This window comes from Corticibacter populi (assembly GCF_004217315.1).
Taxonomy (GTDB): domain Bacteria; phylum Pseudomonadota; class Gammaproteobacteria; order Burkholderiales; family Burkholderiaceae_C; genus Lampropedia; species Lampropedia populi.
The window spans coordinates 802,050-824,105 of record NZ_SGWR01000001.1; the positions used below are offsets into that span (position 1 = coordinate 802,050).

Genomic DNA, 22,056 nt, shown 5'->3' on the forward strand with positions numbered 1-22,056 from the left:
TTTAGGTGTTTGTGGATGTTGTTCGCAAAGCCGAAGATTATAGCCCAACTCCTGCCGGGCGTGCCAGCCAGCGCTCGGCCAGCCGCACCAGATAGCTCGCCCCGAGCGGCAGCACCGCATCGTTGAAGTCATAGCTGGCGTTGTGCACCAGACACGGGCCTTCGCCGTGGCCCGGCAGGCGGTGGGTGCCGTCGCCATTGCCGATGAAGGCATAGCAGCCGGGGATTTTCTCGAGCATGAAGGAGAAGTCCTCCGCAGCCATGATCGGTGCCTGCGCAATCAGCTGCTCGGGCCCCACCAGCTCCTGCAGCACCTCGCGGGCGAAGACGGTTTCGGCGGCATGGTTGACGGTCGAGGGATAGATGCGGTTGAAGTGGAACTCGCACCGCGCGCCGTAGGCCTTGGCGGTGCCCTCGGCGAGCTCGCCCATGCGCGTCTCGATCAGGTCCAGCGTCTCGCGCGTGTAGGCGCGCACCGTGCCGCCCAGTTCGCAATGGTCCGGGATCACGTTGAAGGTATCGCCCGCATGCAGCGTCGTCACCGAGATCACGGCAGCCTCCAGCGGCGCCTTGTTGCGGCTGATGATGGTCTGAAAGGCCTGGATCAGCTGCGTGGCCACCGCAATCGGGTCGATGGCCAGGTGCGGCATGGCCGCATGGCCGCCCTTGCCCTGGATGCGCAGCTTGAATTCGCTGTTGGAAGCCAGCACCGGCCCCGGCGACAGCGCAAAGCTGCCAGCCGCAATGCCCGGCATGTTGTGCATGCCGAACACCGCCTCCACCGGAAACTGTTCGAGCAGGCCCTCCTGCAGCATCACCTGCGCGCCGCCGCCAAATTCTTCGGCAGGCTGGAAGATCAGCACCACCGAGCCATCGAAGTCGCGGTGCGCGGCCAGGAACTGGGCCGCGCCCAGCAGCATGGTGGTATGGCCATCATGGCCGCAGGCATGCATGCGGCCGGGATGCCGGCTGGCATGCGCGAACTGATTGTGCTCGCTCATCGGCAGCGCGTCCATGTCGGCACGCAGCCCCACCATGCGGCCTCCGGGACCATGGCGGCCGTGGATCACGCCGACCACACCGGTTCTGGCCAGGCCGCGATGCACCTCGATGCCCCACTGCTGCAGCAAACCGGCGACCAGGTCGCCGGTGCGGGACTCCTCGAACGCCAATTCGGGGTGGGCGTGGATGTCGCGCCGGATTTCCGTCAGCTCGGCATGCCTGGCCACGATGGGCTCCACCAGTTTCATTTCCAATCACCTTTCATCCTGTTTCGCCGGGCCGCGGCAGCGCGCGGCCCGCCGATGATGCCACGCTTTGGACCGTACCGGCACGGCGTGCAAACGCACCACCGCAGCAAAGTGCATCTCGCTGGCACGGTGGAAGCATGAGCATAGGCGCAATAAATGTAACAATTAGTCAAATCAACAGGTTACGCCCGCATCATCGCAGAAAACGCCGTCACAATCAGCGCTGTTACAAATAGGACTGCAAGACCCATGAACACAGAAACCATCGCTCCGGCTGGAACCGAAGAAACCGTCACCACGGGCCGTGGCGACAAGATCCTGGTTGTCGATGACGACGCACGCATCCGCGACCTGCTGCGCCGCTACCTCGCGCAGGAAGGCTTCGAAGTGATGGTCGCCGAGGACAGCAAAGCCCTCAACCGCATCCTGCTGCGCGAGACCTTTGACCTGATCGTGCTGGACCTGATGCTGCCCGGCGAGGACGGTCTGTCGATCTGCCGGCGCCTGCGCAGCAACAACGACCGCACGCCCATCATCATGCTGACGGCCAAGAGCGAGGATGTGGACCGCATCGTCGGCCTGGAAGTCGGCGCCGACGATTACGTGGGCAAGCCCTTCAATCCGCGCGAGTTGCTGGCGCGCATCCATGCCGTGCTGCGCCGCCGCCCCACCCCGGAAGCTCCGGGCGCGCCGGCCGGCGACAACGCGGTGGTGAGCTTCGGCGCCTTCACCTTCGACATGGGCGCGCGCACGCTGCAGAAGAATGGCGAGGAACTGTCGCTGACCACGGGCGAATTCGCCATGCTCAAGGCACTGGTGCGTCACCCGCGCCAGCCGCTCTCGCGCGAGAAACTGGCCTTGCTGGCGCGCGGACGCGAGTTCGAGCCCTTCGACCGCAGCTTGGACGTGCAGATCTCGCGCCTGCGCAAGCTGGTCGAGGAGGACCCGACATCGCCGCGCTACATCCAGACCGTCTGGGGTGTCGGCTACGTGTTCGTGCCGGACGGCAACAACTGAGAATCCGGCTATCGTCCCTCCGGGCTGAGTGACTGAGGTGGACGTTGCGCACGCGGAGCGCTCGTCCACATGTACATATGCGCCACGCATCGATCTCCGGCAGCGCCGATGCCGGCGAAGCTATCATGGCGGGCCTGCCTGCTTTTTCCGCTCCTTCTCTCTCCACACGTTCAATCGGGTCATCGCATGGGTGAAGACTATCAGCCAACCACGCCGATGCTGCTCGGTGACGAAGAAACAGGCCGCCGCCACCGCCGGATTCGCCTGAGCCTGTTCTGGCGCACCTTTTTCATGCTGTGCCTGCTGCTGGCTGCCACCATCCTGGCCTGGCTGCAGTCGTTCCGTGCCATGGAGTTCGAGCCGCGCACGCTGCACACGGCCCAGCAGATCGCTTCGATGGTCAACCTCAGCCGTGCGGCACTGACCTACTCGGACTCGATCGCGCGCGTCTCGCTGCTCAAGACGCTCTCCGAGCAGGAAGGCATGCGCATCCAACCGCACGAGCCGACCGACAACTATGAGTTGATGGACAGCAGCCCGCTGGGCCTGCGCCTGACGCAGGAGCTGAAGAACCGCCTGGGCGCCGAGACGCTGGTGGCGCAAAGCGTCAATGGCACACCGGGCCTGTGGATCAGCTTCCGCATGGGCGATGACTACACCTGGCTGCTGATGGACAACTCGCGCCTGAGCCCGGTCGGCGGCAAGACGGTGGCGCTGTGGCTCGGCATTCTGGTTCTCATCTCCTTGACCGGCGCGGCCATCATCACCCGCCTGCTCAACAAGCCGATCCGGGAGCTCTCGATTGCCACCTACAAGCTGCGCGAAGGCGACTTCAGCGATAGCCAGCTCGACGAGCAGGTCGCCACCAGCGAAATCCGCAACCTCAACATCGGCTTCAACCGCATGGCCGAGAAGCTCGCCAAGATCGAGCAGGACCGCGCGGTGATGATGGCCGGCATCTCGCACGATCTGCGCACGCCGCTCGCGCGGCTGCGGCTGGAGACCGAGATGAGCGTGGCCGACGACGTCGCGCGCGAACACATGGTGGCCGACATCGTGCAGCTCGATGCCATCATCGACAAGTTCATGGACTATGCACGCCCGGTCTCGACCGAACGCGACAGCGTGAACCTGCAAAGCGTCGTCACCAGTTGCGTGTATTCGATCCAGGAGCTCGGCGAGATGGAAATCCACACCCATGTGCCTGGCAACCTGTATGTCTATGCCGACGAGGTGGAGCTCGCGCGCGTCGTCACCAACCTGCTCGAGAATGCACGCCGCTACGGCAAATCCCCCGCCACCGGCATCGCCACCGTGGATGTCACGGCCGCGGGCTCGGAAAATCACGTGCTGCTCAAGATCCGCGACCACGGCGTGGGGGTGCCCGAGCCAGAGCTGCGCAATCTGCTCAAGCCATTCTTCCGGGGCGATGCCGCGCGCACCGAGGCGGCCGGCGCGGGTCTGGGTCTATCCATCGTCGACAAGACCGTGCAGCGCATGGGTGGCCGTTTTGCGCTGACCAACTCCTCGACCGGTGGCCTGGCCGCCCACATCCGGCTCGATCGCGCCCCCAGCAACGAGCAATGGAGCGAGGAGCAGCGCCTGCAACGGCCGCACGTCAAGCGCCAGGCACGCTCGACCCCGTTCGCGCAGACCAATCTCTAGAACCTGTTCAAAGCTTCGCCATGCAGCCGCATGGCTGCGCCACGCCCTTCGGGTTGCTCCTGAAAACCGCGTCCGCGGTGTTCAAATCCTTGCCGGGCCAGCGGGCACCTCCGCCCCTTGCTGGCTATTTGAGGTTGCCCGAGAGGAAGCGCGCCAGCCGTTCGCTGCGCGGATTGGCGAGCACCTCGCGCGGATCGCCTTCCTCCTCCACCAGGCCCTGGTGCAGGAACAGCAAATGATTGGAGACTTCGCGGGCAAAACCCATCTCGTGCGTGACAACCACCATGGTGCGGCCCTGCTGAGCCAGCAATTGCATGATGCGTAGCACTTCGCCGACCAGCTCCGGATCGAGCGCGCTGGTGGGTTCATCGAACAGCAGCACCTCCGGCTCCACCGCCAGCGCGCGGGCAATCGCCACGCGTTGCTGCTGGCCACCGCTGAGCTGGCTGGGGTACTTGTCCTCGTGGCCCCTGAGGCCAACCATCTCCAGATAGTGCTCGGCACGCTCGACGGCCTGGCTCTTCGGCTGCCCCAGCACATGCACCGGCGCCTCGATGATGTTCTGCAGCACCGTCATGTGCGCCCACAGGTTGAAGTGCTGGAACACCATGGCCAGCTTGGTGCGAAAGCGCTGCAACTGGCCCAGATCGCTGGCATGCAGTTCGCCGTCCTTCTGCAGGCTCAGGCCGAGTTCCTCGCCGGTGACGATGATGCGCCCCTGGTTGGGCCGCTCGAGCAGGTTGATGCAGCGCAGAAAGGTGCTCTTGCCCGACCCCGAGCTGCCGATGATGCTGATCACGTCGCCCGCCCTCGCCGCGAGCGAAACGCCCTTGAGCACCTGGTTTGCGCCATAGTGCTTGTGGATGTTCAGGACCTGGAGCTTGAGCGCGGCGGGAGTCTGGGCGGAAGTCATGGCAGTGGCAGTCGGTGGCGAAGGCAATGGGGCCCCAGGGGCGAAGTCAGTTCGAGCGGACCTGCAGATAGGCGGTGTAGTGGCGCTCGGCCAGGCGGAACAAGCCCATCATTGCGAAAGTGAGCACCAGATAGAGCGCAGCCGCGAACAGGAACGCTTCGAAGGTCAGGTAATAGTCGCGATTGATCTTCTGCGCGGCGGCGGTAATCTCGAAGAGCGCCGGCACCGTGCTGGCCAGGCTGGTGCCATGCATCATCTGCATGACCTCGTTGCTGTAGGGCGGCAGCGCGCGGCGCAGCGCACTGGGCAGGATGATGCGGCGCATCACCTGCCAGCGGCTCATGCCCATCGCATAGCCGGCCTGCACCTCGCCCGGATTGGTGTCGCGTATGGCGCCAGCCAGGATCTCGGCAAGATAGCCCGCATGGTTGATGCTGAAGGCCAGCATCGCACAGAACAGTGCGCTTTTGAAATAAGTGATCGGCCAGACCGTGTCCCACAGCGCCTGCACCCAGGCGAGCTGTGCGATGCCGTAGTAGATCAGGTAGATCTGGATCAGGAGCGGCGTGCCCCGCACGAAATAGGTGAAGGCACCGGCCATTTTCTGCAGCACCTTCGAGCGCGAGGTCAGCATCAATGCAAACAGCAGCCCGGCAATGCCGCCGAAGAACAGCAGGCCTGCCAGCATGTAGAAGGTAGCCCACATGCCCTTGAGGTAGAGCATCAGGTTGCCTGGCTCGAACAGAACGGCCCAATTCATTGCAAACCCCTCACAGCGTGATCTTCTCGGTGCCCAGGCTGTAGCGCGCATGCACCCGGCGCAGCACCCACAGCGACACGCTGGCGAAAACCAGATAGAGCAAGGCCGTCATCAGGATGAAGACGAAAGGCTGGCGCGTGGCCGAGCCGGCCTGGCGCGCCAGATAGGTCATGTCGTGCAGGCCGATCAGGCTCACCAGCGCGGTAGCCTTGATCAGCGCCATCCAGCTATTGGTGAAGCTCGGCACCACGTAGCGCACCATCTGCGGCAACGTGATGCGTCGGAACACTTGCCAGCGCCCCATGCCGAAGGCCAGGCCGGCTTCGCGCTGGCCGTACGGGATGGCCTTGATGGCGCCACGGAAGTTCTCCGTCATGTAGGCCCCGTAGATGAAACCGATGGTCAGCACCCCGGCAGCGAACGGGTTGATGTTGATGCCCTGCGGATACCCCAGCTTCTCGAGCAGCAGGTTCAGGCCAATGGCGCCACCGTAGAAGACCAGCAGCATCATCACCAGCTCCGGCACGCCGCGCACCACCGTGGTGTAGAGCGAGCCGATGGTCACCAGCAGACGGTTGTGCGAGAGCTTGGCACCGGCGCCCAGCAGGCCCAGCACGATCGCCACCACGAGCGACAGCAGCGATACCGCCACCGTCAGCCCGGCGCCTTGCAGAATCGAGAGGTAGTAGCCACTCATGCCGTCTCATTGCGGGAGGGGAGGATGGAACAAACACTTCACGCACCGGCCTCCCGGCCCAGGGCATGAAAACAGCAAAGTCTGGCGGCAGTGCTGTGCCAGCCAGACTTGGAAATTCGCTTGGCGCTCACTTGGCGCGCCGGCACCAGCGTCGAAGCACCGCTGCCGGCCGATTTTAGTCTTGCCCGTACGGGTCGAAATCGAAATACTTCTTGGCGATCTCGGCGTACTGGCCATCCTCGCGCAGCTTCTTGATGGTGGCGTTGAGCTGCTCCTTCAGCTCGGGCTGGCCCTTGCGCAGCGCAATGCCCATGCCTTCGCCGAAATACTTGGGCTCGAGCAGGTCGGGCCCCACGGCGTGGAAATCGGCGCCTTCGGGCTTGCCCAGGAAGCCGCCGGTCACCTCCACCTTGTCGGCCACCGTGCCGTCGAGACGGCCGGCGTTGATGTCCAGGTAGACCTGGTCCTGCGCCTCATAGGCGACGACCTTGACCCCCTTGGGCGCCAGTTCGCCCTCGGCATAGCGCTCGTGCGTGCTGCCCTTGAGCACGCCCAGCGTCAGGCCCTTGAGCGAATCATGATCCTTGTAGTCCAGGCTTTTCTTGACGACGATGGTGCCGGGGGTCTTGTAATAGCGGTCGGTGAAGTCGACGACCTTCTTGCGCTCCTCGGTGATCGACATGTCGCTGATGATCACGTCGTACTTGCGGCTTTGCAGGCCGGGGATCATGCTGTCCCAGACCTGTTCGACGAACACGCATTTGCGCGCCAACGCCTCGCACACCGCATTCGAGAAGTCGATGTTGAAGCCGACCAGCTGGCCATTGCTGTTCTTGTAGACGAAGGGCTCGTAGGTCGGATCGACCGCCACGCGCAGATCCTGCGCGACAGCCGCGCCGGCGAAGGCCGTCAGGGAAACGGCCAACATGGCGGCCAGGGTGTTCTTCTTCATGCAATCTCCTGCAAAAAATGGAAATGGGTCAGATGCGCCCGCCAGGGCAAGCAAGCCACGTGCCACCATTGATCAGCGCGGCGGCAACGCCACCCCGGCGCAACCCAAGTGCAAGTGCGCGATTCTATGTCAGTGCACGGCCCCTGCCGTCAGTAAAACCACCAGCAGGAGCACCCTGCCCTTGGCAAAGCCTGCCGACAGGCAGCATCAGGACGGCATGCCCACGGCAGCCGGAAAGCCCTGCCGGAAGCTCGCCCGCAGATGCTCGACCAGCACCTGCACCGCCCGTGGCACCTGGGGTGCCCAGGGCCGGATCGCATAGATGCGGCCACCGAAGAAACCCTGCGGCTGCCAATCGGCCAGCACCGGCAACAACCCCGCATGGCGCCCTGTGGCGGGCTGGTCTGCGCCCAGGCTCGTGGCGCTGAAGTCGGGCAACAGGGCAATGCCCAGGCCGGCCAGCGCAGCGTCGCGCAGAGTTTCACTATTGTTGGCCTGGATGGGGCCGCGCACCGGCACGCTGCAGTGCTCGGGCTCGCCGCGGCGGCGCGTGCGGACCAGCGTCCAGTTCGACGCGGCGCTGCCGCCACGCAAATAGACCAGGCAATCGTGGGCGGCCAGTTCGCGCGGGTGCGCTGGCGCGCCGCGCCGGACCAGATAGTCGGCGCTGGCCACCAGCAGCGAGCGGGTCTCGCACAGCGGCCAGGCCACATACGTGTCCGGCGGCGCCTGGGTGTGGCGAATGGCCAGATCGAAGCCTTCCTGCACGAGATTGACCAGCCGGTCGTTCAGGTCCAGCTCGATGCGGATGTCCGGATAGCGGTGCAGAAACGGCGCCAGCGCCGGCATCACATGCTGGCGTCCCAGCGCCACCGGTGCGGTCAGCCGCACCAGGCCGCGCGGCGTGCTGGCGAGGTCCTTGACGGCGCTGAAGCTCTGCGCGATGCGCGCAAAGGCGGGGCCGGCTTCATCGGCCAGCTGCTGGCCAGCCGCGGTAAGCGCCACCGAGCGCGTCGAGCGCTGCACCAGCGGCACACCGGCGGCACGCTCCAGCGCCGTGATGCGCTGGCTGACGGATGCCTTGGAAATACCCAGGCGCCGCGCCGCCTGGGTATAGCTGCGCGTCTGGCCGATGATGGTCAGCAGATGCAGATCCGCAAACACCGGCTGCGCAGCAGCCGCATCGGCGCTGGCATGGGCAAAGCGGCGCGGGTCGTCGGAGGAATGGAGCGGATAGGAAGGCATGGCAGCAGAGCGGCTGGCAGATCGCAGGCAGTGCGCCCACAGCACTCATTGTTCAGTATGGCAAACAATGTAATCGATTTGATCGCCTTCTCAAAACGGCGGAGCATGCCTAGACTGCAGGCATTCCAAGCCTCTGCTCCACCCGAGCATTCACAGGATCAACCATGACCACCACCATCACGCACTGGATTTCCGGCGCCCGCGCCGATGCCACCAGCGGCCAGCAATTGCCGGTCTACAACCCCGCCACCGGCGCCGTCACCGGTCAGGTACAGCTGGCCAGCCATGCCGACGTGGATGCCGCCGTGGCATCGGCCAAGGCGGCATTCCCGGCCTGGAGCAACCTGCCGCCGCTGCGCCGCGCGCGCGTGCTCAACCAGTTCCTGGCCCTGCTCAACGTGCACCGCGATGACCTGGCGCGCATGATCACCGCCGAGCACGGCAAGGTGTTCACCGATGCGCAGGGCGAGGTCACGCGCGGCATCGAGATCGTCGAGTTCGCCTGCGGCGCGCCGCAGCTGCTCAAGAGCGACTTCACCGACCAGGTCTCGACCAACATCGACAACTGGACGCTGCGCCAGCCGCTGGGCGTGGTCGCGGGCATCACGCCGTTCAACTTCCCGGTCATGGTGCCGATGTGGATGTTCCCGATGGCGCTGGCCACCGGCAACACCTTCGTGCTCAAGCCCAGCCCGATTGATCCGAGTCCGAGCCTCTTCATCGCCGAGCTGCTGAAGGAAGCCGGCCTGCCCGATGGCGTCTTCAACGTGGTGCAGGGCGACAAGGAGGCCGTGGGCGCGCTGATCGCACACCCGGACGTACAGGCCATCTCCTTCGTCGGCTCGACACCGATCGCCAACCACATCTACGAGACCGGTGCGCGCCACGGCAAGCGCGTGCAGGCCCTGGGCGGGGCCAAGAACCACCTGGTGGTGATGCCCGATGCCGACATGGACCAGGTCGTCGACGCGCTGATCGGCGCCGCCTATGGCTCGGCCGGGGAGCGTTGCATGGCCGTCAGCGTGGCCGTGTTCGTCGGCGACGACACCGCCGACAAGGTGCTGCCCAAGCTGATCGAGCGCACCAAGGCCCTCAAGGTGCTCGACGGCACCAACCTCGACGCCGAGATGGGCCCGATCGTCACCCGTGCCGCGCACGAGCGCATCTCCGGCTACATCGAACAAGGCATCCGGGAAGGCGCCCAACTGCTGGTCGACGGCCGCGGCTTCGACGGCGCCCAGGCCGGCACCGGCTGCGAAGGCGGCTTCTGGATGGGGGGCACCCTGTTCGACCACGTCAGCACCGACATGCGCATCTACAAGGAAGAGATCTTCGGCCCGGTGCTGGCCTGCGTGCGCGTACCCGACTTCGCCGAGGCGGTGCGCATCATCAACGAACACGAATTCGGCAACGGCGTGAGCTGCTACACGCGCGACGGCCACATTGCGCGCGAATTCGGCCGCCGCATCCAGGTCGGCATGGTCGGCATCAACGTACCGATTCCGGTGCCGATGGCCTGGCATGGCTTCGGCGGCTGGAAGAAAAGCCTGTTCGGCGACATGCACGCCTATGGAGAGGAAGGCGTGCGCTTCTACACCAAGCAGAAAAGCATCATGCAGCGCTGGCCGCAGGCCACTGCCAAGGGCGCGGAATTCGCCATGCCGACCAGCAAGTAAGAGCACCGCCGGGCGGCAAACAGAACAAGAGAACAAGACATGACAGCGCGGCGCAGCCCGTGCGATCGCCACCGCCCGGCTGGTGCTTGCCAGCGATCACGGCCCCCGGCCATACTGCAGCCCGTGATGAAAACGACAAGGCAAGGAGACAAACCGACATGGCCTCAACCATTGCTGCGGGCAACGGCACCCGCTTCGACTACATCGTCATCGGCGCCGGCTCGGCCGGCTCGCTGCTGGCCAACCGGCTCAGCGCCGACGCGGCAGCGCGCGTGCTGCTGCTCGAAGCCGGCCGCAAGGACGACTACCACTGGATCCACATCCCGGTGGGCTATCTCTACTGCATCGGCAACCCGCGCACCGACTGGCGCTTCTTCACCGAACCCGACGCCGGCCTCAACGGCCGCAGCCTGCGCTACCCGCGCGGCAAGGTGCTGGGCGGCTGCTCCAGCATCAACGGCATGATCTACATGCGCGGGCAGGCGCGCGACTATGACCATTGGGCCAGCGTCACCGGCGAGGACGACTGGCGCTGGGAAAAGGTCCTGCCGACCTTCATGGCGCACGAAGACCATTACCGGCTCGACCCCGCGCTGGCGAGCGGGCAGACCTCCGAGCAGCGGCAGGCGCTGGCACGCTTTCATGGCAATGCCGCGCTGCGCCCCGCCGGCGCCGCACAGGGCGGCGAATGGCGCGTCGAGAAGCAGCGCCTGCGCTGGGAGATTCTCGACGCCTTCGCCAATGCCGCACAGCAGGCCGGCATTGCCGCCACCGAGGACTTCAACCGCGGCACCAACGAGGGCGTCGGCTACTTCGAGGTCAACCAGAAGGCCGGCTGGCGCTGGAACACCGCCAAGGCCTTCCTGCGCCCGGTGCGCCAGCGCCGCAACCTCGAGGTCTGGACCGGTGCCCACGTGCGCCGCCTGCGGATCGAGCCCCGCGCGGATGGCCAGCTCGCCTGCACCGGCGTGGAAGTCGTGCGCGGCGGTCAGGCCGTGGTGCTGCATGCCGCGCGTGAAGTGGTGCTCAGCGCTGGCGCCATCGGCTCGCCGCAGCTGCTGCAGCTCTCGGGCATCGGCCCTGGTGCGCTGCTGCAGCGGCATGGCATCGCGGTGCAAGCCGAGCTGCCCGGCGTCGGCGCCAACCTGCAGGACCATCTGCAGATCCGCTCGGTCTACAAGGTCAGCGGCGTGCGCACGCTCAACACCATGGCCTCCAACCTGTTCGGCAAGGGGCGCATCGGGCTGGAGTATCTCCTCAAGCGCAGCGGGCCGATGAGCATGGCGCCATCGCAGCTGGGGGCCTTCACGCGCTCCTCTCCGCAATACGCGCACGCCAACATCCAGTACCACGTGCAGCCGCTCAGCCTGGAAGCCTTTGGCGAGCCGCTGCACCGCTTCGACGCCTTCACCGCCAGCGTCTGCAACCTGAACCCGAGCTCGCGCGGCAGCGTGACCATCCAGAGCGCCGCGTTCGATGCCGCACCGGCCATCGCGCCCAACTACTTGAGCACCCCAGAAGACCGCCAGGTGGCGGCCGACAGCCTGCGCGTGACGCGCCACATCGTTGGCCAGCCGGCACTGGCGCCCTACCGGCCCGAGGAATGGAAGCCGGGCCCGCAGTACCAGAGCGATGAAGAGCTGGCACGGCTGGCCGGCGATATCGCCACCACCATCTTCCACCCTGTCGGCACCTGCCGGATGGGCCGCGCGGATGATCCGCAGGCAGTGGTCGACCCGCAATTGCGCGTGCGCGACGGGCGTGGCAGACACATCGCCGGACTGCGCGTGGCCGATGCCAGCATCATGCCCACCATCACCAGCGGCAACACCAACAGCCCGACGCTGATGATTGCCGAGAAGGCGGCCGGCTGGATCCATGCCGACACCTGAGAACCTGTACACGTGATCCAATAGCACGCTGGCAATTAGCACGTTGGCAGTTGCGCGGCAGCAGTCGCACCAGTGAATCGATAGGCAGACCAAGGAGAAGAGCCATGAACGCATCCGTATCCGCATCCGAGTCCTTCACCGCACGCCTGGGTCTGCAGCTTCCGCTCATCCAGGCGCCAATGGCAGGCGTGGCCACGCCGGAACTGGCAGCGGCCGTCAGCAATGCCGGCGGCCTCGGCTCCCTGGGTCTGGGCGCCAGCAACCCGGCGCAGGCCGAGGCGCTGATTCGCCAGACCCGCACCCTGACCGGGCACCCCTTCAACGTCAACCTGTTCTGCCACCAGCCCGCCGTGCGGGACGCCGCACGCGAAGCAGCCTGGCTGGCGCATCTGGCCGGGGAATTCCAGCGCTTCGGTGCCAGTCCCCCCGCGTCGCTTGAATCACCTTACCCAACGTTGATCGGCAACACCGAGATGCTGGAGCTGCTGCTGCGGGAAAAGCCCGCAGTCGTCAGCTTCCACTTCGGCCTGCCCGAGCCGCATGCCATCGCCGCGCTGCGCGCTGCCGGCATCGTCACGCTGGCCAGCGTCACCAACCCCGCAGAGGCCGCTCAGGCCGAACAGGCTGGGGTGGACGTGCTGGTGGCGCAAGGCATCGAGGCCGGTGGCCACCGCGGCATCTTCGACGCCGCGCACGACTTGGGCCTGGGTGTCTTCGCGCTGGTGCCGCTGCTGCTGCGCGAGACCCGGCTGCCGGTGGTGGCCGCCGGCGGCATCATGGACGGACACGGCATGGCCGCTGCATTGCGGCTGGGTGCTGCCGCAGTGCAAATGGGCACGGCCTTCATCCTGTGCCCGGAATCCTCCGCCAGCGCCGCCTACCGGCAGGAACTGCAAAGCCCGCGCAGCCACCACACGGCCATCACGGCAGCGATTTCGGGCCGACCAGCGCGCGGCATCGCCAACCGCCTGCATGCACTCGCTGGTGATGACGCGCCGGCCATACCCGACTATCCGGTGGCGTACGCCGCCGCCAAGGCCCTGCACCAGGCCGCCAGTGCCCAGGATAGCCATGACTACGCGGCCCACTGGGCCGGCCAGGGCGCGCCGTTGGCGCGCGCGCTGCCGGCGGCCGAACTGGTGCAGCGCATTGCCCGGGAATGGCAGGAACAGGAGGCACCAAAGCCGGAATAAGAACCTGTTGGAACGCGCGCGTCGCCTGCCGGGGCAACGCGACCCATGCAAAGATCGTGAACAGGTTCTTGTATCTCAGAAGCGCCTGCTGATGCTGAAACTGCCATACACCGGCCGTTCGCGCTGACCGCTGAACTCCCGGCTGCGCTGGTAGCGCGCAAAAGCGAACTTCCAGTGCCCACGGTTGACGACAAAGCCATAGCCGATGTCAGCCACCCATGGCCGCCTGTCGACATGGTGGCTGGAGCGGAAGGTATTGCCATCGAGCGTGATGTCGCGCAGCACCCAGCGCCCACTCGCCACCACGAAGAAATGGCCATCAACAGTGCCGGCAGAATGCGTGCGCCCGGCCCCTGGCGCGGCACTCTCTCCAGCGGGGCGCAGCGGCGCACTACCAAAGTCATCCGGCAGGCGCCAGCCCAGGCGCCATTCCAACCCGGTGTTCGCATGGGTGGAGAGATTGCCCACGGCGGCGCCCCAATGGACGATGAGGTCCGAGGCCAGGCCGCTGCCATCTTCCTGCGGCGCCAGCAACATGCGCCGTTGCAGGCGTTCGTGGCCGAACTGCAGCACCGGCTCGTTGCGCAGTTGGTTGCGCCAGCCATAGAAGCGCTTGCTGCCCAGCCAATGGTGGGCCGAATCCTGAACCTGGCGGCCCAGCGCCGCCGGCCCGACCACGCCCAGGCGCGCATAGTTGGTGCGCAGTTCATCACCTCGCCGCAGGTTGTAGCTGACGCCGGCTGCCAGGATGGCTGCGTAGGGACGATCGTCCTCGATCAGCGTCGCGGGCAGCGGATCGTTCGGGGTGAAGATGGCATGGGCGAGACTGAACACCATGTTGCGCTGACCATCGCCGTCCGGCTGCAGCCAGCCCAGGGCGCCGTTGAAGCGGCGCATGCCGCCGGGCAGGCAAGGATCACGGCGGTAGTCGGTCAGGTCGGGAGTGACCAGGCTCAGCTGCAGGCCGTTGCTGTAACCTTGGTCCTGCGCGCTGCCGCCGAAAAGGTCGTTGTCCACGCGCAGGTTGATGGCGGAGCCCGGGGCTCCCCACAGTCGAGCGTGGCCGACGCAATCATCGGCACCCCAGGCCGGGGAGAACAGCGCCAGCAACACCGGCAATGTCCATCCGGCCAATGTCGCGGCCCTGGCCGCATGGCCGGCGATGTGGCGAAACTGCATTCGAGATCTCCTGTCATCGCCCCATGGCGCATACGCCTGCGCAGCAGCAGGGGCGCGGCGACCGGGACCGGAGGAACCACCATGGTTGAATGGTCAACACATCATCAGGCCATCTGGCTGATGGTCTTGCGAAAGCGCCCCAGCGAAAAAGCGAACAGCGCGCCGCCAATCACCAGCAATGCCAGAAACTGCGGCCACACCACATCCAGCCCGGCGCCACGGAACAGGATGGCCTGACCGAGGCTCACGAAGTGCGTGGTGGGCGCGGCCAGCATGATGTTCTGCACCAGTTCGGGCATACTCTCGCGCGGCGTGGTGCCGCCCGAAAGCATCTGCAGCGGCATCATGGTCAGCACCATCAGCATGCCGAACTGCGGCATGTTGCGCGCCACAGTGGCCATGAAGATGCCCATCGAGGTGGTGGCAAACAGGCTCAGCGCCGCGCCGGCGAAGAACAGCAGCAGCGAGCCATGCACCGGCACGTCCAGCCAGCCGCGCACCACCAGGTTCAGCGACAGGAACGCCGCCACCAGCACCACCAGGCCCATGGACCATATCTTGGAGACCATGATCTCGGCGGGCGTGACCGGCATCACCAATAAATGCTCGATGGTGCCGTGCTCGCGCTCGCGGATCAGCGCCGCACCGGTGAGGATCATCGACAGCATGGTGATCTGGTTGATGATCTGGATCAGCCCGCCGAACCAGGATTTGTCCAGCGCCGGGTTGAAGCGCGCGCGCAGCGCCAGATCGACCGGCGTGGTGCTGCTGGCACGGTAGCGCTGCGCGAACTCGTTGATCTCGCCCATCGTGATCTGCTGCACGTAGCTGCTTCCGGTAAAAGCCTGGCTCATGCGGGTGGCGTCGACGTTGAGCTGGATCTGCGGCGCCCGTCCGGCCAGCACGTCACGCTGGAAGTTGGGCGGGATGACCATGGCGAAGGTGTAGTTGCCGGCATCCATGCCCGGGTCCACCTGCGGCCAGTCGATGTGCTGCGGCGGACTGAACTGCGGCGGATAGAAGGCCGAGGCAATGCGCTGCGAGAGCGGCGAATCATCCTCGTCGACGATGGCGATCGGCGCGTTGTGCAGCGTCTCTGGCATGGCGCTGGCGGCAGTGTAGACCGCGGCGGTGAACACGTAGACGATGAGCACCAGCATCACCGGGTCGCGCCACAGGCTCCACAGCTCCTTGACGCCCAGGCGGTAGATGTTGGCCCAATGCCGCGCCTTCATGCCAGATGCTGCCATCCTATCGCTCCTGTTTGCGCAGCAGCAGGATGGCCGCGCCAATGATGACCGGCACCGACACCAGCATGGGCCAGAATGCGCCGGAGAGGTCGGCAAAACCCAGCGCCTTGTTGAAGACGCCGCGGCTGATGGTGATCATGTGCGTGGCCGGGTAGATTTCGCCAATGAGGCGCCCGCCGCCCTCAAGCGAGGTGACCGGGTCCGTCAGGCCGGAGAACTGCGTGGCCGGGATCAGCGTACCGATCATCGCAAAGAACATCGCGGCGATCTGGCTCTTGGTGACGCTCGAAGCCAGCAGGCCCATGCCGGTCGCGGCGAAGCTGAAGATCAGGGCTGCGGCCAGCAGCGCCCAGTAGTTGCCTGTCACCGGCACGCCGAAGATGGTCACCGCCAACAGGCTCATCAGCAGGAAGTTCAGCATCGCCAGCCCCACATAGGGCAGTTGCTTGCCCAGCAGGAATTCGCTGCGCGTGACCGGCGTGACATAGAGGTTGAGGATCGAGCCGGTCTCCTTCTCGCGCACCACTGCCAGCGCCGTCAACATGGCCGGCAGCATCAGCAGCAGCATCGGGATCACTGCCGGCACCATGGCCGGCAGGCTGCGGACATCGGGGTTGTAGCGAAACCGCGTCTCGATGCCGGCCACGCCGGCATAGGTCACCCCCAACCGTTCGGTGGCCTGCTCGGCCAGCCAGTATTGGTGGATGCCCTGCACGTAGCCCTGCACGGTTTCGCCGCGCATCGGCATGGAGCCATCGATCCAGGCGCCGATCTGCACGTTCTGGCCGCGCAACACGTCGCGCCCAAAGCCCGGTGGAATCTCGATGGCCAGCGCCAGCTCGCCACTCTTCATGCGGCGGTCGAGCTCCTCGTAATCGCTGATGGGCGGCTGCTCGATGAAATAACGGGAACCAGCCAGGCTCAGCGCATAGCTCTGGCTGAGCGTGGACTGGTCGCGGTCGAGCACGCCATAGCGCAGGTCTTCCACATCCATGGTGATGCCGAAGCCCATCACGAACATCAGGATCACCGAGCCCGCCAGCGCCAGCGTGGCGCGCACCGGATCGCGCTGCAGTTCCAGCGATTCGCGCCACAGATAGCTCATGAGGCGCTGCAGGCTGAAGCGCGGCTGACGTGCCGGCCCAGCATGCGCCGCCTGTGCGCTCGCATCGGCCGATACGGCCGCAGCCGGCTCCGCCTCGGGGCTGCCACCACCAGCCTCGACCAGGTAGCCGATGAAGGCTTCCTCCAGCGTCTTCGCGCCGCGCTTCTTGACCAGCGCGGCCGGCGTGTCGCTGTCGAGCACCTTGCCGGCGTGCATCATCGACATGCGGTCGCAGCGCTCGGCCTCGTTCATGAAGTGGGTGGAGATGAAGATGGTGACCTTGTCGCGCCGCGACAGCTCGATGAGCAGCCGCCAGAACGCATCGCGCGCCACCGGATCCACGCCAGAGGTTGGCTCGTCGAGGATCAGCAGCTCGGGCTTGTGCACCATGGCGACGGCCAGCGAGAGGCGCTGGCGCATGCCCAGCGGCATGCTGTCGGGCAGGCTCTCGATGTCGTCCTGCAGGCCGAAGCGCTCGACCATCTCGGCCACACGCGCGGCAATGTCCTGCTCGGGCACCTGGAAGAGGCGCGCATGCAGCACCAGGTTCTGCCGCACCGTCAGCTCACTGTAGAGCGAAAAGGCCTGCGACATGTAACCCACGCGCCGGCGCGTGCCAATGTCCTTCGGATCGACCTCGTTGCCAAACAGCCAGGCCTTGCCCTCGCTGGCCGGCAGCAGGCCGGTGAGCATCTTCATGGTGGTCGACTTGCCGCAGCCATTGGAGCCGAGGAAGCCGAAGATCTCGCCGCGCCGGATGCGGAAACTCACGTGATCGACCGCGACGAAGTCGCCAAAGCGCATGGTCAGGTCCTTGGCTTCGATGGCGATGTCGTCCGGGTCGGTCTGCAGCGGCGGAATCACCACCGGCGCATAGCCGCGCTTCTTCTCCTCGGGCAGCAGGTGGATGAAGGCCTCCTCCAGATTGCCCGCGCCGGTGCGCGAAAGCAGTTCGGCCGGCGTGCCGGTGGCCAGCACCTGGCCGTCGTCCATCGCCACCAGCCAATCGAAGCGCTGCGCCTCGTCCATGTAGGCAGTCGCCACCAGCACGCTCATGCCGGGGCGCTGGCCGCGGATGCGCGCGATCAAGTCCCAGAACTGCGCCCGCGCGAGGGGATCGACGCCGGTGGTCGGCTCGTCGAGGATGAGCAGGTCCGGGTCGTGGATCAGCGCGCAGCAGAGGCCTAGCTTTTGCTTCATGCCGCCCGAGAGTTTGCCGGCCGGGCGAGCGAGGAATGTCGAAAGGCCGGTGGCTTCGGTGAGCTCGTCGATGCGGCGGCGGCGCTCGGCCGAGTCGTGGCCGAACAGGCGGGCAAAGAATTGCAGGTTCTCCTCCACCGACAGCGTCGGGTAGAGGTTCTTGCCCAGACCCTGCGGCATGTAGGCGATGCGCGGGCACACGGCATTTCGGTGCGCGCGGCTGGCCATGTCGCCGCCCAGCACCTCCACGCGCCCCTCTTGAACGGCGCGCGCGCCGGCGATCAGCGACAGCAGGCTGGACTTGCCCACCCCGTCCGGGCCGATCAGACCGACCATGCAGCCGGCCGGAATGTCCAGCGTGATGCCGGCGAGCGCCCGCACCTTCTTGTAGTGCAGCGCGACGCCATTCAGCCGCACCACCGGCGAAGCACTCCTGCCTTCAGGAGGTGCTCCTTCGGGAGCCGCTGCGCGTTCGGGCTGCGCCTGCGGCTGGCTCATTGCGCCGCTTTCAGGGCCAGGTGGGCCGGCCATTCACGCTGCGGATCCAACCGCACCCAGGCCTCGCCGGGCAGGCCGGTCTTGACGTATTCGAGATGCTGACGCAGCAGCTCGCGGTCGATCTGCGCGCGCACGCGGAACATCAGCTTCTGGCGCTCACTGGCGGTTTCCACCGTCTTGGGCGTGAACTGCGCGTTGCTGGCCACGAACGAAACCTTGGCCGGAATCACGAAATCGGGCGCCGCATCGAGCACGATACGCACCTCGGTGCCCAACGCCACGCGACCGGCCGTGTCGGTGGGCAGAAAGAAGGTCATGTAGACATCGGAGAGGTCGATCAGGTTGAGCACCTTGCCGCCCGCGCCCAGCACCTCGCCGGGCTGCGCCACGCGGTACTGCACGCGGCCGTCGCGCGGCGCCTTGAGCTGGCTGTCGTCGATCTCGGCCTGGATGCGCTCGAGCGTGGCGTCCACCGCCTCGACCTGCGACTGCGCGCTGGTGACCTGCGAACGCGCCGCAGCGATGGCCGCATCGGCCGAGGTCACCTGAGCCCTGGCGGCGGCAATCGCCGCCTCGGCGCTGCGCGTGCGGGCGCGGTCGTCATCGAGCGTCTGGGCCGAGGCCGCGCCTTCCTTCGCCAGGGTTTCCGAGCGCGTCAGGCGCCGCCTGGCGGCATCGAGCTCGGCCTCCGCCTGGCGCACCTGCGCCTGCAGCGCGGCCTTGTCGCTCTGACGCATGGCCACCTGCGCCTCGGCGCTGGCGACCGCATCCACCGCCTGCTGGCGCTGGGCGCGCGCCTCGCGCAGCTGGGCATCCAGCGTCTGCACCTGCATGGTGGCGAGCACCTGGCCAGCAGTCACGAACGCGCCTTCGTCCACCAGGATGTCATCGACACGGCCGGCCAGCTTGGTGGCCACATCGACCTCGGTGGCTTCGATGCGGCCATTGCTGCCGACGAAGGCGCCATCGTCCTCGCTGGCCTTGTACTGCTGCCAAGCGTACCAGCCGCCGACGGCCAGCACCGCGACGATGGCCACGGGAATCCATTTGTTCTTGAGAGGGCTTGCCATGGGGTTCACTCCACTGAGGAAGACGGTGTTGCAGGTTGGGCGGCGTCAGGGATGCGCGGCGCGGGCAGCAGCGGCGCTCCGGCCAGCTGGCTCGAGCCACCGCCAAGCGCGGCATACAGGGCCACGCGGCTGGCCAGCAACGCGTGGCGCGTCTGCACCACTTGCTGCTCGGCGGAAATCAGGTTGCGCTCGGCATCGAGCACTTCGAGAAAGCTGGAGGCGCCGTTGTCGTAGCTCAGGCGCGACAGACGCGCGCGTTCCTGCTGCGCCACCAGCGCGCGCTGCTGTACCTGCACCTGCTGCTGCAGCCAATGCTGGGCCGACAAGGCATCCGCCACGTCACGGAAAGCGTTCTGGACGGTCTGTTCGTACTGCACCACCGCCAGATTCCGGCGCACCTCGGCCAGGTCGAGGTTGGCGCGGTTGCGGCCGGCGTCGAAGATCGGCAGCGACAGGCTGGGCGCAAAGCTCCAGGCACGGCTGGCGCCCCGGAACAGGTCGTCCAGCTCGCTGCTGGCGACACCGCCAAAGGCCGTAAGGGTTATGCGCGGGAAGAAGGCCGCGCGCGCCGCGCCGATGTTGGCATTGGCCGCGCGCAACTGGTGCTCGGCGGCGATGATGTCCGGGCGGCTTTGCAGCAGTTGCGACGGCAGGCCCGGCGCCAGCGGCTGCAGCACCTGGCTGTCCGGCCCATTGCCACTGCCGTGCACCGACGCAACCGGGTTCGCCGGCACCACTGCGCCACCCAGCAGGATGTCCAACGCATGCAACTGCACCTCGCGCTGCTGCTGCAACTGCACCACCAGCGACTCGGCCTGCGCCAGCAACGTCTGCACCTGGGTCAGCTCCAGCCGCGCGGCCGCACCCACCTCGAAGCGGCGGGTGAAGATGCGCAGCGACTCACGCTGGCTGGTTTCACTCTGCTGCGCCAGGCGCAGGCGCTCGTCGATTTCCCGCAGGCTCAGCCAGGCATTGGCGACCTGCGCCACCAGGCTCATCGTGGTGGCCCGCCGCGCCGCATCGGTGGCCAAGAAGCTCTGCAGCGCCGCTTCGTTGAGGCTGGCGATGCGGCCCCAGAAGTCGATTTCCCAACTGCTGATGCCCAGCCCGGCCTGGAGCTGGTTGGCGGTGTAGGCCTGCCCCGTGAGGCTCAGCTCGGCCGGCGTCCGTCCTCGCGTGGCATCAGCCCCCAGCCCGACGGTGGGCGCCAGCGCGCTGCGTTGCACCCCGTAAGCGGCCTGCGCTTCTTGCACGCGCAGCACGGCGGTGCGCAGGTCGTGGTTGTTCTCCAGTGCCGTGGCAATGAGCGCCTGCAGTTGCTCATCATGAAAATACTGCTGCCAGGGCAGATCGGCGGCCAACAGGTCCGCGGCAGCATCCGCCGCCCCCGCGGCATGGCCATACCGCTCGGGCAGGCCTGGCGCAGGTGCGTCGTAGGCAGGGGCCATCGAGCCACAACCGGCCAGTGTGGCCAATGCCACCATCGCAGCCACTGCCGCAATGTTTCGCCAGCAGGAGGGAAAAGGTGGGACAGCAGTGCGCATCGAAGACCTGCAAATGGCAAACGGAGAAATGTCAAACAGAGATTAACGACCCGAAGGTCGATAGCGGATTCAGAGTATAGCCGACCCCCAAGTCGTTAATTGCGGCCATCGGCGATAATCTGCCGTGGCCCGCATTCCCGGCCGCCAACATCATGCCCACCTCACCTGCCCTCGCCTCTGCCATCGCGTCCCCCAGCAAACGGCGCCGCCTCAAACCCGAGGCACGCATCGAGGAAATCCTCGATGCGGCATTGATCGAATTCTCCGAACACGGCTATGCCGGCACGCGCATGGACGACATTGCGCAGCGCGCCGGCCTCTCCAAGGGCGGCCTGTACGCCCACTTTGCCAGCAAGGAGCAATTGCTCGAAGCCCTGCTGACCAGGCAGCTGCAGCCCCGCCTGATTGCCGAATCCTTTCTGATGGCCGAGCAGGACAACGTCGCCGACATGATCGAGCGTTTCCTCGATGAGCTTTATGAGCAGCTTCTCACGCCCGCCTCGCTGGCCATCGTGCGCCTGCTGATCACGGAAGGCTTCCGTCTGCCCGAGCTGACACGGGCCTGGCTGTTGCAACACCGCCAGACCTTCATCGATGCGCAGCGCGCGGTTTTCGAGCAATGCATTGCGCGCGGACGCCTGCAGCGCAGTGCATTGACCGAACATCCGGAACTGCTCAATGCACCGCCGATCATGGCGTTGACTGCCTCCATTGCCTTGGGCAACCAGGCCCCTTCGAACATGCTGGCCGAAGCACGGCAAGCCCACCGCCGCATGCTGACGGACATGCTGCGCCCGCCGGCGCCGGCCGATGGCTCCACCAGCGGTCAGCCTGGCGCTGGGGCATCCCGTCCGCGGCGCGCCGGCGCATGACAGGCCGCCCCACGCATTGAACACCTCCCGCTTTTGAATACTCCCGAGACGGCCAAGGCACACGCAGTCCGGCCACTCT

General features: G+C 66.3%; 17 protein-coding genes. 6 read left to right on the top strand and 11 right to left on the bottom strand.

Going from position 1 to position 22,056, the window contains the following annotated elements:
• Window positions 1–37: 37 nt before the first annotated feature.
• Complete coding sequence (locus tag EV687_RS03645) at window positions 38–1,249, bottom strand: M20 aminoacylase family protein (protein ID WP_122226484.1); 1,212 nt, start codon at window positions 1,247–1,249, stop codon at window positions 38–40.
• A gap of 249 nt (window positions 1,250–1,498) precedes the next feature.
• Between EV687_RS03645 and ompR the strand changes: the two genes are divergently transcribed.
• The gene (ompR, locus tag EV687_RS03650; RefSeq protein ID WP_122226485.1) at window positions 1,499–2,266 is read left to right on the top strand and encodes an osmolarity response regulator transcription factor OmpR; all 768 of its coding nucleotides are present in this window, start codon (window positions 1,499–1,501) and stop codon (window positions 2,264–2,266) included.
• A gap of 186 nt (window positions 2,267–2,452) precedes the next feature.
• Window positions 2,453–3,931, top strand: coding sequence for an ATP-binding protein (locus tag EV687_RS03655; protein ID WP_122226486.1), 1,479 nt, complete (start codon window positions 2,453–2,455; stop codon window positions 3,929–3,931).
• Window positions 3,932–4,055: 124 nt separating this feature from the next.
• On the opposite strand, the gene EV687_RS03660 is transcribed toward EV687_RS03655, so the two are convergent.
• The 5 genes from EV687_RS03660 to EV687_RS03680 all read right to left on the bottom strand — a co-directional run bounded on the left by EV687_RS03660 (window position 4,056) and on the right by EV687_RS03680 (window position 8,498).
• Window positions 4,056–4,844 carry an ABC transporter ATP-binding protein gene (locus EV687_RS03660; protein WP_122226487.1) on the bottom strand — a complete coding sequence of 263 codons (789 nt, stop codon included), beginning with the start codon at window positions 4,842–4,844 and terminating at the stop codon, window positions 4,056–4,058.
• A gap of 46 nt (window positions 4,845–4,890) precedes the next feature.
• Window positions 4,891–5,604 carry an ABC transporter permease gene (locus EV687_RS03665; protein ID WP_122226488.1) on the bottom strand — a complete coding sequence of 238 codons (714 nt, stop codon included), beginning with the start codon at window positions 5,602–5,604 and terminating at the stop codon, window positions 4,891–4,893.
• Window positions 5,605–5,614: 10 nt separating this feature from the next.
• Window positions 5,615–6,301 carry an ABC transporter permease gene (locus tag EV687_RS03670; RefSeq protein ID WP_122226489.1) on the bottom strand — a complete coding sequence of 229 codons (687 nt, stop codon included), beginning with the start codon at window positions 6,299–6,301 and terminating at the stop codon, window positions 5,615–5,617.
• A 175-nt stretch (window positions 6,302–6,476) separates the two neighbouring features.
• Window positions 6,477–7,253 carry a transporter substrate-binding domain-containing protein gene (locus tag EV687_RS03675; protein ID WP_122226490.1) on the bottom strand — a complete coding sequence of 259 codons (777 nt, stop codon included), beginning with the start codon at window positions 7,251–7,253 and terminating at the stop codon, window positions 6,477–6,479.
• 207 nt (window positions 7,254–7,460) lie between these two features.
• A complete protein-coding gene (locus EV687_RS03680) occupies window positions 7,461–8,498 on the bottom strand; it encodes a LysR family transcriptional regulator (RefSeq protein ID WP_122226491.1) in 1,038 nt (345 codons plus the stop codon).
• 164 nt (window positions 8,499–8,662) lie between these two features.
• Between EV687_RS03680 and EV687_RS03685 the strand changes: the two genes are divergently transcribed.
• From EV687_RS03685 to EV687_RS03695, 3 genes are all read left to right on the top strand, one after another.
• A complete protein-coding gene (locus EV687_RS03685) occupies window positions 8,663–10,174 on the top strand; it encodes a CoA-acylating methylmalonate-semialdehyde dehydrogenase (RefSeq protein ID WP_122226492.1) in 1,512 nt (503 codons plus the stop codon).
• Window positions 10,175–10,332: 158 nt separating this feature from the next.
• On the top strand, window positions 10,333–12,066 hold the full coding sequence (locus tag EV687_RS03690; RefSeq protein WP_122226493.1) for a GMC family oxidoreductase: 1,734 nt from the start codon (window positions 10,333–10,335) through the stop codon (window positions 12,064–12,066).
• Window positions 12,067–12,170: 104 nt separating this feature from the next.
• A complete protein-coding gene (locus EV687_RS03695; protein WP_122226494.1) occupies window positions 12,171–13,259 on the top strand; it encodes an NAD(P)H-dependent flavin oxidoreductase in 1,089 nt (362 codons plus the stop codon).
• Between the two features lie 75 nt (window positions 13,260–13,334).
• On the opposite strand, the gene EV687_RS03700 is transcribed toward EV687_RS03695, so the two are convergent.
• From EV687_RS03700 to EV687_RS03720, 5 genes are all read right to left on the bottom strand, one after another.
• Window positions 13,335–14,438: a lipid A deacylase LpxR family protein gene (locus tag EV687_RS03700; protein ID WP_122226495.1), complete on the bottom strand. Its 1,104-nt coding sequence runs from the start codon at window positions 14,436–14,438 to the stop codon at window positions 13,335–13,337.
• A gap of 104 nt (window positions 14,439–14,542) precedes the next feature.
• Complete coding sequence (locus EV687_RS03705) at window positions 14,543–15,673, bottom strand: ABC transporter permease (RefSeq protein WP_122226496.1); 1,131 nt, start codon at window positions 15,671–15,673, stop codon at window positions 14,543–14,545.
• A 16-nt stretch (window positions 15,674–15,689) separates the two neighbouring features.
• A complete protein-coding gene (rbbA, locus tag EV687_RS03710; RefSeq protein WP_122226497.1) occupies window positions 15,690–18,491 on the bottom strand; it encodes a ribosome-associated ATPase/putative transporter RbbA in 2,802 nt (933 codons plus the stop codon).
• A complete protein-coding gene (locus EV687_RS03715; protein ID WP_122226498.1) occupies window positions 18,488–19,561 on the bottom strand; it encodes an HlyD family secretion protein in 1,074 nt (357 codons plus the stop codon). The genes rbbA and EV687_RS03715 overlap by 4 nt, the downstream gene beginning before the upstream one ends.
• Before the next feature lie 5 nt (window positions 19,562–19,566).
• The gene (locus EV687_RS03720) at window positions 19,567–21,045 is read right to left on the bottom strand and encodes an efflux transporter outer membrane subunit (protein ID WP_122226499.1); all 1,479 of its coding nucleotides are present in this window, start codon (window positions 21,043–21,045) and stop codon (window positions 19,567–19,569) included.
• A gap of 212 nt (window positions 21,046–21,257) precedes the next feature.
• On the opposite strand from EV687_RS03720, the gene EV687_RS03725 reads away from it, so the two are divergent.
• The gene (locus EV687_RS03725) at window positions 21,258–21,977 is read left to right on the top strand and encodes a TetR/AcrR family transcriptional regulator (protein WP_122226500.1); all 720 of its coding nucleotides are present in this window, start codon (window positions 21,258–21,260) and stop codon (window positions 21,975–21,977) included.
• The last annotated feature ends 79 nt before the right edge of the window (window positions 21,978–22,056 follow it).